Below are 13,007 nucleotides of genomic sequence, written 5' to 3'. Positions count from 1 at the left end.
TAAAGCCACGTAAAACCCCCGTCGTCAATTGCTGCGAAAACGGTTCAGCAAACGAATAAATGTGGGCAATTTACGAAATTTAATTCGTATTGCGTCAGATAAGAGATGCTTATGGGAATGTGACGAAGATCATGCGATTTGTTGCCCTCACCCTAACCCTCTCCCACAGGGAGAGGGGACTGTTCGGTGCGTTTTTAATGCCAGCAGAAGTGATGCACAACCTGGGTAATGAGTTCGCGAGTGGGCTTGATGAAGCGGGTTTCCAGATATTCGTCCGGCTGGTGGGCCTGGTTGATGGAGCCAGGGCCCAGAACCAGCGTCGGGCACAGCGTCTGAATAAACGGCGCTTCGGTGCAGTAGTTCACCACGTCGGTTTTCTCGCCGAGCAGTTTTTCCACCACCTGAACCAGTTGATGGTCAGGCGGACATTCGTAGCCTGGAATCGGCGGATGCAGTTCGGAGACCGTCAGACGGCCCGGCCAGCGCTCGCTGACCGGTGCCAGCGCTTCGTTCAGTAAGCCATCCAGATCGCTCAGCGTCATGCCCGGCAGAGGACGGATATCCATATGCAGTTCGCAGCAGGCGCAGATACGGTTGGACGCATCACCGCCGTGCAGGCTGCCGAGGTTTAGCGTCGGATACGGCACGGTGAACGCCTCGTAGTGATAGCGCTCTTTCAGATCGTCGCGCAGGGTCATGATGCGGCCAATCGCGTCATGCATCAGCTCGATGGCGTTCACGCCGCGCGCCGGATCGCTGGAGTGGCCGGACTGTCCGAGCACGCGCACCGCGGTAGAAATATGGCCTTTGTGCGCCCGAATCGGTTGCAGAGAGGTCGGTTCGCCGATGATCGCGCAGTCAGGACGAATCGATGTGTTTTCAGAGAAATAACGTGCGCCCGCCATGCTGGTCTCTTCATCGGCGGTCGCCAGAATGTAGAGCGGCTTTTTCAGGGTTGTCACGTCCACGTCACGCAGCGCGTCGAGGATAAAGGCGAAAAAGCCTTTCATGTCGGCGGTGCCCAAACCGTAGAGTTTGTTGTCATGTTCGGTCAGCGTGAACGGATCGCGCGTCCAGCGGCCATCATCAAACGGCACGGTGTCAGTGTGGCCAGCCAGCAGCAGGCCGCCCGCGCCATGTCCGGTACTGGCGAGCAGGTTAAATTTGTGGCGTGTTCCGGGGACGGGCTGAACCTCAACGTTAAACCCAAGATCGCTAAACCAACCCGCCAGCAGATTGATTAAAGACTCATTGCTCTGATCCAGGGCTTCTTCCGTCGCGCTGATGGAGGGTGTGGCAATCAGGGCGCGGTAAATCTCGATAAATGGCGGTAAGTTCATTTTCATTGTTGACACACCTTAGGTCGTGATAGTATCAATATTCATGCAATAAATGTGAATAAAAATACATTATCGTTGAGCATAAAGGAACCCGATGTTGAATACGCTGATTGTAGGCGCTAGCGGTTATGCGGGCGCAGAGCTTGTAAGCTACGTAAATCGCCACCCTCATATGACCATAACCGCTTTGACCGTGTCAGCGCAAAGCAATGATGCCGGAAAGTTAATTTCCGATTTGCATCCACAGCTTAAGGGCGTGGTTGATTTGCCTTTGCAGCCCATGTCTGACATCAGCGAGTTCACCGACGGCGTTGACGTTGTGTTTTTAGCCACGGCGCATGAAGTTAGCCACGACCTGGCACCGCAATTTTTAGCGGCCGGCTGCGTGGTCTTTGATCTCTCCGGCGCGTTTCGCGTTAACGACAGCGCGTTCTACGAAAAATATTACGGTTTCACCCATCAGCACCCGGATCTGCTCGAAAAAGCGGTGTACGGCCTGGCGGAGTGGAGCGCTGACAAACTGAAAGAAGCGGATCTGATTGCCGTGCCGGGCTGCTACCCGACGGCGGCGCAGCTTTCCCTGAAGCCGCTGATCGACGCCGGTCTGCTGGATCTGCATCAGTGGCCGGTGATCAACGCCACCAGTGGCGTGAGCGGCGCCGGGCGCAAAGCGGCGATCTCCAACAGCTTCTGCGAAGTGAGCCTTCAGCCGTATGGCGTGTTTAATCACCGCCATCACCCTGAAATCACCACCCATCTGGGCGCGGACGTGATTTTCACCCCGCACCTCGGCAGCTTCCCGCGTGGGATCCTCGAAACCATTACCTGCCGCCTGAAACCGGGTGTGACCAAAGAACAGGTGAGCGAGGTCTTCACGCAGGCGTATGCGGATAAACCGCTGGTGCGCCTGTATGACAAAGGCGTGCCGGCGTTGAAAAACGTGGTTGGCCTGCCGTTCTGCGACATCGGCTTTGCCGTGCAGGGCGAGCATCTGATTGTGGTCGCCGCAGAAGATAACTTACTCAAAGGCGCTGCCGCACAGGCAATGCAGTGTGCAAATATTCGTTTCGGCTTCCCTGAAACGCAGGCTCTTATTTAAGGTGTGATGATGAATCCATTAATTATCAAACTCGGTGGTGTACTGCTGGACAGCGAAGAAGCGCTGGAGCGCCTGTTTACCGCACTGGTGAACTATCGCGAATCACACCAACGTCCGCTGGTGATTGTGCACGGCGGCGGCTGCGTGGTGGATGAGCTGATGAAAGGGCTCAACCTGCCGGTGAAAAAGAAAAATGGCCTGCGCGTGACGCCAGCGGATCAGATTGACATCATTACCGGCGCGCTGGCGGGAACGGCGAACAAAACGCTGCTGGCGTGGGCGAAGAAACACCATATCGCCTCCGTTGGCCTCTGTCTGGGCGATGGAGATAGCGTAAAAGTGACCCAGCTCGACGAAGAGCTTGGCCATGTCGGACTGGCGCAGCCAGGTTCGCCTGAGCTGATTAACACCCTGCTGGAAGGCGGTTTCCTGCCGGTGGTGAGCTCAATCGGCGTGACCGAAGAGGGCGAACTGATGAACGTCAATGCGGACCAGGCGGCGACGGCGCTGGCGGCAACGCTGGGCGCAGACCTGATCCTGCTCTCCGACGTGAGCGGCATTCTGGACGGCAAAGGCCAGCGCATTGCGGAAATGACCGCTGCAAAAGCCGAGCAGCTGATCGATCAGGGCATTATCACCGACGGCATGATCGTTAAAGTGAACGCCGCGCTGGATGCGGCCCGCACGCTGGGCCGCCCGGTGGATATCGCCTCCTGGCGTCACGCAGAGCAGCTTCCGGCGCTGTTTAACGGCACGCCGATTGGCACGCGTATTCTGGCTTAAGATTCTGTGCCGGATGGCGCTGCGCTTATCCGGCCTACGTGAATTTTGTAGGCCCGGTAAGCGCAGCGCCACCGGGCAAAAATATCATCATTAAGGAAATTCGTTATGGCACTTTGGGGTGGGCGTTTTACACAGGCAGCGGATCAGCGGTTCAAACAGTTCAACGACTCTTTGCGCTTCGACTACCGCCTGGCCGAACAGGATATTGTCGGCTCTGTGGCCTGGTCCAAAGCGCTGGTGACCGTTGGCGTGCTGACCGCAGACGAACAGCAGCAGCTGGAAGAGGCGCTGAACAACCTGCTGGAAGAGGTGCGTCTGGATCCGGAGCAAATCCTCCAGAGCGATGCCGAAGATATTCACAGCTGGGTGGAAGGCAAACTGATCGACAAAGTCGGCCAGTTGGGTAAAAAGCTCCATACCGGGCGTAGCCGTAATGACCAGGTGGCGACCGACCTGAAGCTGTGGTGCAAAGAGACCGTCGGCGAACTGCTGGCGGCGAATCGTCAGTTGCAGAGCGCGCTGGTGGACACCGCGCAGAGCAATCAGGATGCGGTGATGCCGGGTTATACCCACCTGCAACGCGCGCAGCCGGTGACGTTCGCGCACTGGTGTCTGGCCTACGTTGAGATGCTGGCGCGTGATGAGAGCCGTTTACAGGATACCTTAAAGCGTCTGGACGTCAGCCCGCTGGGCAGCGGCGCGCTGGCCGGTACGGCGTATGAAATCGACCGTGAGCAGCTGGCAGGCTGGCTGGGCTTTGCCTCCGCCACCCGCAACAGCCTGGACAGCGTCTCTGACCGTGACCACGTGCTGGAGCTGCTCTCGAATGCCTCTATCGGGATGGTGCACCTGTCGCGCTTTGCCGAAGACCTGATCTTCTTTAACTCTGGCGAAGCCGGGTTTGTAGAGCTGTCCGACCGCGTGACGTCCGGCTCCTCCCTGATGCCGCAGAAGAAAAACCCGGATGCGCTGGAGCTGATCCGCGGTAAGTGTGGCCGTGTGCAGGGCGCGCTGACCGGTATGATGATGACCCTGAAAGGGCTGCCGCTGGCATACAACAAAGACATGCAGGAAGACAAAGAGGGGCTGTTCGACGCGCTCGACACCTGGCTGGACTGTCTGCATATGGGCGCGCTGGTGCTGGACGGCATTCAGGTGAAACGTCCGCGCTGCCAGGAAGCGGCGCAGCAGGGGTATGCTAACTCTACCGAGCTGGCGGACTACCTGGTGGCGAAAGGCGTACCGTTCCGCGAGGCGCACCATATTGTGGGTGAAGCGGTGGTGGAAGCGATTCGTCAGGGTAAAGCCCTTGAAGAGCTGGCGCTTGCCGACCTGCAAAAATTCAGCGCGGTTATCGGGGATGATGTCTACCCGATTCTGGCCCTGCAATCCTGCCTGGATAAGCGTGCAGCGAAAGGTGGCGTGTCGCCGAAGCAGGTAGCGCAGGCGATTGCGGATGCGAAAAACCGGTTGGTTTGAATTGGTTTGAATAGTGCGGGCTGGTGCCCTCACCTCGGCCCTCTCCCACAGGGAGAGGGAGAAAAACGGAGCCTGGCTTAGTGCTGGGCTTTTTTTTACGCAAAAAAAAGCGGACCACGGGGTCCGCAAAAGTTCACGTTGGCTTTAGTTTTTCGAGTTTTGAGAGAAACTCGCTGACGGTGCGGGGACGTCAAGGGTCAAACACGTGCCGCCTCGTCTATGTGATGTATTATTCAACAGAATGCTTGATAGGGATAATCGTTCGTTGCTATGCTATCTATCGCCATGAACTATCGTGGCGACGGAGGATGAATAATGAATATTCGTGATCTTGAATACCTGGTAGCGTTAGCTGAGCATCGCCATTTTCGCCGCGCGGCAGACTCCTGCCACGTCAGCCAGCCCACGCTGAGCGGTCAGATCCGCAAGCTGGAAGATGAGCTGGGCGTGATGCTGCTGGAGCGCACCAGTCGTAAGGTACTGTTCACGCAGGCAGGTCTGCTGCTGGTGGATCAGGCGCGCACCGTACTGCGCGAGGTCAAAGTGCTCAAGGAAATGGCAAGCCAGCAGGGGGAAGCGATGTCCGGCCCGCTGCATATTGGCCTGATCCCAACCGTTGGCCCCTACCTGTTGCCGCAAATCATTCCGATGCTGCACCAGACGTTCCCGAAACTCGAAATGTACCTGCATGAAGCGCAAACCCATCAGCTGCTGGCGCAGTTAGACAGCGGCAAGCTCGACTGCGCGATCCTGGCGCTGGTCAAAGAGAGTGAAGCGTTTATTGAAGTACCGCTGTTCGATGAGCCGATGATGCTGGCGATCTATGAAGATCACCCGTGGGCGAACCGCGATCGCGTGCCGATGGCCGATCTGGCCGGTGAGAAACTGCTGATGCTGGAAGACGGCCACTGTCTGCGCGATCAGGCGATGGGCTTCTGCTTCGAAGCGGGTGCCGATGAAGATACCCATTTCCGCGCAACCAGCCTGGAAACGCTGCGTAATATGGTGGCGGCGGGAAGCGGTATTACGCTGCTGCCGGCGCTGGCGGTGCCGCACGAGCGTAAACGTGATGGCGTGGTCTATCTGCCGTGTATTAAGCCGGAGCCGCGTCGCACCATTGGTCTGGTTTATCGTCCGGGGTCACCGCTGCGCAGCCGCTATGAGCAGCTGGCAGAGGCCATCCGGGGTGCGATGGATGGCCATTTCGACAGCGCGTTAAAACAGGCGGTTTAAGCCGTTTAGCGCAGCTACCCGATAGGCTTCCGCCATGGTCGGGTAGTTAAAGGTGGTGTTAACGAAGTACTCAATGGTGTTGCCACCACCTTTTTGCTCCATGATCGCCTGGCCGATATGAATGATTTCCGCCGCGCGTTCACCGAAGCAGTGAATACCGAGGATCTCTTTCGTCTCGCGATGGAACAGGATCTTAAGCGTACCTACGCTCATCCCCACGATTTGTGCCCGCGCCAGATGTTTAAACTGGGCACGACCCACCTCGTAAGGCACCTTCATGGCCGTCAGCTGCTGCTCGGTTTTGCCGACAGAACTGATTTCCGGAATGGTGTAGATGCCCGTCGGGATATCTTCAATCAGATGCGCCGTCGCTTCACCTTTCACCAGCGCCTGCGCGGCGATGCGGCCCTGATCGTAAGCGGCGGAGGCCAGGCTTGGGTAACCAATCACGTCGCCCACCGCGTAAACGTGCGGCAGCGCAGTCTGGTACATGCTGTTGACCTTGAGCTGACCGCGGCTGTCGGTTTCAAGCCCGATATTCTCCAGCTGCAATGAATCCGTGTTGCCGGTACGGCCGTTGGCGTACAGCAGGCAGTCCGCCTTCAGCTTCTTACCAGATTTCAGGTGCATGATCACACCGTCGTCGCAGCCTTCGATTTTCTCGTACTCTTCGTTGTGGCGAATCACCACGCCGCTGTTCCAGAAGTGGTAGGAGAGGGAATCTGACATCTCCTGATCGAGGAACGCCAGCAGCCGGTCGCGGGTGTTGATCAGATCAACTTTGACCTCCATTCCCCGGAAAATCGACGCATATTCGCAGCCAATCACGCCCGCGCCGTAGATGATCACATGGCGTGGCTCGTGGTGCAGGCTGAGGATGGAGTCGCTGTCGTAAATGCGCGGGTGCGAGAAATCCACGTCTGCCGGATGGTAAGGACGGGAGCCGCAGGCGATCACAAATTTTTCAGCGGTGAGCGTCTCAACCGAACCGTCGTGGCACTCCAGCGCCAGGGTGTGTTCATCCACAAAATGCGCGTTCCCTTGCAGAATTTCACAGTGGTTGCGCTCATAGAAACCCTGACGCATGCGCGTCTGCTGGTTAATGACCGTGTCTGCGTGATTCAGGATATCGGCAAAGGAGGAGCGAAGAAGTCGGGAGTGGTCGCTGTAAAGAGGGTTCTGGTTAAATTCGATAATGCGGCTAACGGCGTGGCGGAGGGCTTTCGAAGGGATGGTGCCCCAGTGGGTGCAACCGCCGCCGACGTTATGGTAGCGCTCAATAACCGCTACTCTGGCTCCCTGTTTTACCAGACCCATAGCAGCACCTTCGCCGCCGGGGCCGGAACCAATAACTATTGCGTCGTAATCGTAGGAATGTGGCATGGCAAGGCTTACCTGTTCTTATACATAAAAGCAACAGAATCATAACATCATTGCCAGGGTAACCCAATTATCGTTGTGCTTTTTTCGGGCAGTGGAGCACAAACCGCCCGTAAACAATCATTCACAAAGCCAGGTAAACAGATTAATTTTATTCTCTGGTATAGTGCCAACGGGCCTTTGGAAGGATTCAACTATCGTGATGGGCGTAAGAGCACAACAAAAAGAGAAAACCCGGCGTTCGCTGGTGGAAGCCGCATTCAGTCAACTGAGTGCTGAGCGGAGTTTTGCCAGTTTGAGCCTGCGTGAAGTGGCGCGCGAGGCCGGGATTGCGCCAACGTCCTTCTATCGTCATTTCCGTGATGTGGATGAACTGGGCCTGACCATGGTCGACGAGAGCGGTTTGATGCTGCGCCAGCTTATGCGTCAGGCGCGTCAGCGTATCGCCAAAGGCGGCAGCGTGATCCGCACCTCCGTGTCGACATTTATGGAATTTATCGGCAATAACCCTAACGCGTTTCGCCTGCTGTTGCGTGAGCGTTCCGGAACGTCAGCCGCGTTTCGTGCCGCCGTCGCGCGTGAAATTCAGCATTTCATCGCGGAACTTGCCGACTATCTTGAACTCGAAAACCATATGCCGCGTGCGTTTACTGAAGCACAGGCCGAGGCGATGGTGACGATTGTTTTCAGCGCGGGTGCCGAAGCGCTGGATGTCAGCATTGAACAACGTAAGCAACTCGAAGAGCGACTGGTATTGCAGCTGCGGATGATTTCTAAAGGTGCGTACTACTGGTATCGCCGTGAACAAGAGAAGTTGGCACATCAAAACGATGAGTGAAGGTGAGTAATGAAACAGTCAGGTCAGGATAAAGGAACGCTGTTGCTGGCATTGATCGCTGGCTTATCCATTAATGGTACGTTTGCGGCGGTTTTTAGCTCAATTGTACCGTTCTCGATTTTCCCGATTATCGCGCTGGTGCTGACGGTGTACTGCCTGCATCAACGTTATCTGAACCGCACCATGCCGGTTGGGTTACCGGGACTGGCCGCAGCCTGTTTTATTCTGGGTGTACTGTTGTACAGCACCGTCGTGCGCGCAGAGTATCCGGATATTGGCTCTAACTTCCTGCCTGCGGTACTGTCTGTGGCGCTGGTGTTCTGGATTGGCTCGCGCATGCGTAGCCGCAAGAGCCAGTTACCGGAGTAATGAATTATTTGTAGGGCAGGTAAGCGAAGCGCCATCTGCCAAAAAATGCCGGATGGCGCTACGCTTATCCGGCCTACAGATCACCGTGCGGTAAGTAAAACGCCGCACTCCATATGGTGCGTATACGGGAACTGATCGAACAGCGCCAGACGTTCAACCTTGTGCGTCTGGCTTAATGTTTCCAGATTTTTACACAGCGTCTCCGGGTTACAGGAGATGTACAAAATACGCGGGTACGCCTGCACCATCTTCTCGGTTTCGCTGTCCAGGCCACTGCGCGGCGGATCGACAAAAATTGTCTCACACTGGTAGCTCTTCAAATCAATCCCTTGCAGGCGGTTAAACTCGCGTACGCCGTTCATCGCCTGGGTAAATTCTTCTGCCGCCATACGAATAATTTGTACGTTATCAATATGGTTAGCGGCGATGTTGTACTGCGCGGCGGCCACCGACGGTTTGGCGATTTCCGTCGCCAGCACGCGCTCGAAATTACGCGCCAGCGCCAGCGAGAAGTTGCCGTTACCGCAGTAGAGCTCCAGCAGATCGCCCTTAGACCCTTCTGTCGCCTTCAGCGCCCACTCCAGCATCTGCACGTTCATGGCGGCGTTCGGCTGGGTGAAGCTGTTCTCTACCTGACGGTAAACCATCTCTTTACCTGCTACCGGCAGACGCTCGTCGATGTAATCCTGGTCCAGCATGATTTTGGTTTTGGTCGCGCGGCCAATCAGGTGCACGTTGATGTTCTGTGCGCGCAGCGCATCGCGCAGGGCTTCTGCCTGCTCGCGCCACTCGTCGGTCAGCGCTTTGTGATAGAGCAGAGAAACAATGGCCTGATTGCTTTGAGTGGTCAGGTAGTCAATCTGGAACAGCTTGTTGCGCAGCACCGGATTATTGCGTACACCGTCGATCATTAGCGTCATCAGCTGGTTGATGAGCTCACTCGCCGCCGGAAAACTGTCTACGCGAATGCGCGATTTCGTCTGCTGATCGAAAATGATGTGGTACAGGTCATCGCCATCGTGCCAGATGCGGAACTCAGCGCGCATACGGTAGTGGCTGACCGGAGAACGAAACACCTCGGGAACCGGCGCGTTGAAAGGCGTCATCATACTTTGCAGGCGGACAACTTTTTCTGCCAGCTGTGCGTCGTACTGTTCTGTCGGGAGGTGTTCGGGGGTCATGATGCGTCCTGAGTGATAAAGAATTACGCGGGGATTGTAGGGATTGTGCAGTGGATGTCCAGATTTAATGGCTAATAGCTATCTGGACATCTATACGTGTCTAATTGTAGCATTCTGTTTCCGGTCTCCTGAGAGTGAAAAGGGAATCCAGTGCAAATCTGGAGCTGACGCGCAGCGGTAAAGACTGGCGGGATGAGAGTTGTAGACACTGTGAAAATGGGAAGTCTTCATCCGTATAACGCCACCCAGCCCGAAGACCTGCCGGGATCACGTCGCATTTGGTTTCATCATCGCGTGCTATCGATGAGGCCTGCGGCATCCTTCTTATATTGTGGATGCTTTAACAATGATTAAAAAAGTATCGCTGTTGACGGCGTTTTCCGTCACGGCATTTTCGGGCTGGGCGCAGGAAAGCGCCGACTCGTTGGTGGTGACAGCAAACCGTTTCGAACAACCAGCAAAAACCGTTCTGGCTCCGACCTCCGTCGTGACCCGTGAGGATATTGAACGCTGGCAGGCAACGAGTGTTGTGGAAATCATGTCACGCCTGCCGGGTGTGGACATCGCACAAAGCGGCGGGATGGGGTCAACCTCTTCAACGTTTATTCGCGGTACGGAATCCCGCCATGTTCTGGTACTGATTGATGGTATCCCCCTGAATAATGCCGGGATCAGCAATGTTCCCGATTTAAGCCAAATTCCGACGTCGCTGATTCAGCGTATTGAGTACATTCGCGGCCCACGTTCGGCGCTGTATGGCTCCGACGCGATTGGCGGTGTGATTAACATCATTACCGGGCGCGACAAGCCGGGTGCGGAAATTTCTGCGGGTGTCGGTTCAAAGGGGTATCAAAACTATAACGGTGCCTTCCAGCAGGTGTTCGATAAAACCAAAATCACCATGGCCGGTGATTATACCTATACCCGTGGTTTTGATATTGCCGCAAAAGATGCCCCGCGCCAGCCAGACCGCGATGGTTTTATGAGTAAATCGCTGTTTGGCTCGGTGGAGCAGCAGTTTACCGACAGCGTCAGTGGGTTCTTCCGTGGCTTTGGCTACGATAACCGCTCCGCGTATGACGGTTACGATCACTATGGTGCGACCGGCATTGATGGACGGCCGGACACGCGTCAGGTTTACAGCCAGAATTGGGACACCGGGTTGCGCTATAACCAGGGTATTTTCCAGTCACAGCTGGTGGCAGGGTATGGCCGTAGCAAAGATCAGAACTATGATCCGAAAAAAGGCCGCTACGCTGACTCCGCAACCATGGATGACGTGAAGCAGTACACCACCCAGTGGCTGAATACGGTTGAAGTGGGTCACGGCAATATCGGCGCGGGTCTGGACTGGCAGAAGCAGAAAACCCAGGCGGGTACGGGCTATCTGGAAAAAGGTTACGAACAACGTAATACCGGCGTGTTCCTTTCGGCGATGCAGCAGTTCAACAGCGTGACGCTGGAAGCGGCGGCGCGTAATGACGATAACTCTAATTTTGGCAATCACGCCACCTGGCAGACCAGCGCCGCATGGGAGTTCATCGAGGGGTATCGCATCATCGGTTCTTACGGTACAGCGTATAAAGCACCGACCATGAGCCAGATCCACAGTAAAGATTACGGTAATCCGGATCTGAAGCCAGAAGAGAGTAAGCAGTGGGAAGGTGGCTTTGAAGGTCTGACTGGGCCGGTAAACTGGCGTGTGACGGGCTATCGTAATGATATCGATAACCTCATTAATAGCGACCCGCGGACTTACCGTTATTACAACGTCGATGAAGCCCGTATTAAAGGAATCGAGGCGACGGCCCAGTTCGACACTGGCCCGGTAGGGCATCAGATTTCTTACGACTACGTCGACCCGCGTAATGCGAAAACTAACGAAGTCCTGGCTCGTCGCTCAAAGCAACAGGTTAAGTATCAGCTTGACTGGCAGGTGTGGGATCTCGACTGGAATCTGGCGTACCGTTATCTGGGCACTCGCTATGACGTTGCCGTTGATCCGAATACCTACGCCACAGAACGCGTGAAAATGGGCGGCGTCAGCCTGTGGGACGTCGCGGTTTCATATCCTGTCACCTCTCATCTCACAGTTCGTGGTAAAATAGCCAACCTGTTCGATAAAGATTACGAGACAGTTTATGGCTACCAAACTGCAGGACGGGAATACACCTTGTCTGGCAGCTACACCTTCTGATCCGCGTCCCACCGTGCTGGTGTTTGATTCCGGCGTCGGTGGGCTTTCGGTTTATGATGAGATTCGGCAGCTCCTGCCGGATCTCCATTACATCTACGCCTTCGATAACGTCGCGTTCCCGTATGGGGAAAAGAGTGAAGACTTTATTGTTGAACGTGTGGTTGAAATCGTCACCGCGGTACAAAAGCGTTATCCCCTGGCGCTGGCGGTCATTGCCTGTAATACGGCAAGCACGGTCTCTCTTCCTGCCCTGCGCGAAAAATTCCCGTTCCCGGTTGTGGGCGTTGTTCCGGCAATCAAACCTGCGGCGCGTCTGACGGCGAACGGCATTGTGGGGTTGCTGGCTACGCGCGGTACGGTAAAACGTCCTTATACGCGTGAGCTTATAGAGCGCTTTGCCAATGAATGCCAGATCGCCATGCTCGGCTCCGCGGAGCTGGTGGAAATGGCGGAAGCGAAACTGCACGGCGAGACGGTATCGCTTGAAGAGCTGCGTCGTATTCTGCGTCCATGGCTGCGGATGCAGGAACCACCGGATACGGTTGTTCTTGGCTGCACCCATTTCCCGCTATTACAGGAAGAGCTGTTAAAGGTTCTGCCTGAAGGGACCCGGCTGGTGGATTCCGGTGCTGCAATTGCGCGTCGGACGGCCTGGCTGCTGGAACACGAGGCGCCGGATGCGAAATCAGCGGATGCGAACATCGCTTTCTGTATGGCGATAACAAAAGAAACCGAACAACTTTTGCCCGTTTTACGTCGTTATGGCTTCGAAACGCTCGAAAAACTGGCGCTGTAGCACGGTTTTGAGCAAAAAAGAGACGGTTGAACGTTTTTTTTCAAAGAGGGGTTGTCAACGTCGGAGAACTCCCTATAATGCGCCTCCACTGACACGGAACAACGGCTTACAAGCCGCCGGGACAGCGGGGTTCAGAGATGAACGCCAACAGAGAAAAGTGAAAATAATTGCTTGACTCTGAATGAGGAAAACGTAATATACGGAACCTCGCAACGATGAGCTGAAAGCCGCGTTGCAACTGCTCTTTAACAATTTATCAGACAATCTGTGTGGGCACTCAAAGTGACATGGATTCTTAACGTCCTCGGACGA

General features: G+C 55.5%; 11 protein-coding genes and 1 riboswitch. Of the genes, 8 read left to right on the top strand and 3 right to left on the bottom strand.

Annotated features, from left to right (window positions below):
• Nucleotides 1-194: 194 nt before the first annotated feature.
• Nucleotides 195-1,346, bottom strand: a complete 1,152-nt coding sequence (gene argE, locus IMQ56_RS17790) for an acetylornithine deacetylase (protein WP_015569956.1) — start codon at nucleotides 1,344-1,346, stop codon at nucleotides 195-197.
• An 88-nt stretch (nucleotides 1,347-1,434) separates the two neighbouring features.
• Here argE and argC point away from each other — a divergent pair, with 88 nt between their 5' ends.
• From argC to oxyR, 4 genes are all read left to right on the top strand, one after another.
• Nucleotides 1,435-2,439 (top strand): N-acetyl-gamma-glutamyl-phosphate reductase, encoded by a 1,005-nt coding sequence (gene argC, locus IMQ56_RS17785; protein WP_015569957.1) that lies wholly within the window; start codon nucleotides 1,435-1,437, stop codon nucleotides 2,437-2,439.
• 6 nt (nucleotides 2,440-2,445) lie between these two features.
• A complete protein-coding gene (argB, locus tag IMQ56_RS17780) occupies nucleotides 2,446-3,222 on the top strand; it encodes an acetylglutamate kinase (protein WP_015569958.1) in 777 nt (258 codons plus the stop codon).
• Nucleotides 3,223-3,327: 105 nt separating this feature from the next.
• Complete coding sequence (gene argH / locus IMQ56_RS17775) at nucleotides 3,328-4,701, top strand: argininosuccinate lyase (protein ID WP_032104309.1); 1,374 nt, start codon at nucleotides 3,328-3,330, stop codon at nucleotides 4,699-4,701.
• 315 nt (nucleotides 4,702-5,016) lie between these two features.
• Entirely contained in the window at nucleotides 5,017-5,934 is a 918-nt protein-coding gene (gene oxyR / locus IMQ56_RS17770) for a DNA-binding transcriptional regulator OxyR (protein ID WP_003862055.1), read from the top strand.
• Here oxyR and sthA read toward each other — a convergent pair.
• Nucleotides 5,917-7,317: a Si-specific NAD(P)(+) transhydrogenase gene (gene sthA / locus IMQ56_RS17765; RefSeq protein ID WP_003862057.1), complete on the bottom strand. Its 1,401-nt coding sequence runs from the start codon at nucleotides 7,315-7,317 to the stop codon at nucleotides 5,917-5,919. The genes oxyR and sthA overlap by 18 nt on opposite strands.
• A gap of 196 nt (nucleotides 7,318-7,513) precedes the next feature.
• Here sthA and fabR point away from each other — a divergent pair, with 196 nt between their 5' ends.
• Together fabR and IMQ56_RS17755 are read left to right on the top strand one after the other, a co-directional pair.
• Nucleotides 7,514-8,152, top strand: a complete 639-nt coding sequence (gene fabR, locus IMQ56_RS17760; RefSeq protein ID WP_003862059.1) for an HTH-type transcriptional repressor FabR — start codon at nucleotides 7,514-7,516, stop codon at nucleotides 8,150-8,152.
• 9 nt (nucleotides 8,153-8,161) lie between these two features.
• Nucleotides 8,162-8,521 (top strand): YijD family membrane protein, encoded by a 360-nt coding sequence (locus IMQ56_RS17755; protein WP_017383113.1) that lies wholly within the window; start codon nucleotides 8,162-8,164, stop codon nucleotides 8,519-8,521.
• 80 nt (nucleotides 8,522-8,601) lie between these two features.
• Here IMQ56_RS17755 and trmA read toward each other — a convergent pair whose 3' ends face one another.
• Entirely contained in the window at nucleotides 8,602-9,702 is a 1,101-nt protein-coding gene (gene trmA / locus IMQ56_RS17750; RefSeq protein ID WP_003862063.1) for a tRNA (uridine(54)-C5)-methyltransferase TrmA, read from the bottom strand.
• 104 nt (nucleotides 9,703-9,806) lie between these two features.
• Nucleotides 9,807-9,983: riboswitch (cobalamin riboswitch) on the top strand.
• A gap of 65 nt (nucleotides 9,984-10,048) precedes the next feature.
• Between trmA and btuB the strand changes: the two genes are divergently transcribed.
• Together btuB and murI are read left to right on the top strand one after the other, a co-directional pair.
• Nucleotides 10,049-11,899, top strand: coding sequence for a TonB-dependent vitamin B12 receptor BtuB (gene btuB / locus IMQ56_RS17745; RefSeq protein WP_023304629.1), 1,851 nt, complete (start codon nucleotides 10,049-10,051; stop codon nucleotides 11,897-11,899).
• Complete coding sequence (gene murI / locus IMQ56_RS17740) at nucleotides 11,844-12,695, top strand: glutamate racemase (protein WP_003862067.1); 852 nt, start codon at nucleotides 11,844-11,846, stop codon at nucleotides 12,693-12,695. The genes btuB and murI overlap by 56 nt, the downstream gene beginning before the upstream one ends.
• Nucleotides 12,696-13,007: the final 312 nt, after the last annotated feature.

This window comes from Enterobacter sp. Res13-Sevr-PEC09-46, from assembly GCF_015672585.1.
In the GTDB taxonomy this organism is placed as follows: Bacteria; Pseudomonadota; Gammaproteobacteria; order Enterobacterales; family Enterobacteriaceae; genus Enterobacter; species Enterobacter hormaechei_C.
This window is presented reverse-complemented; position numbering and strand designations above follow the sequence as displayed.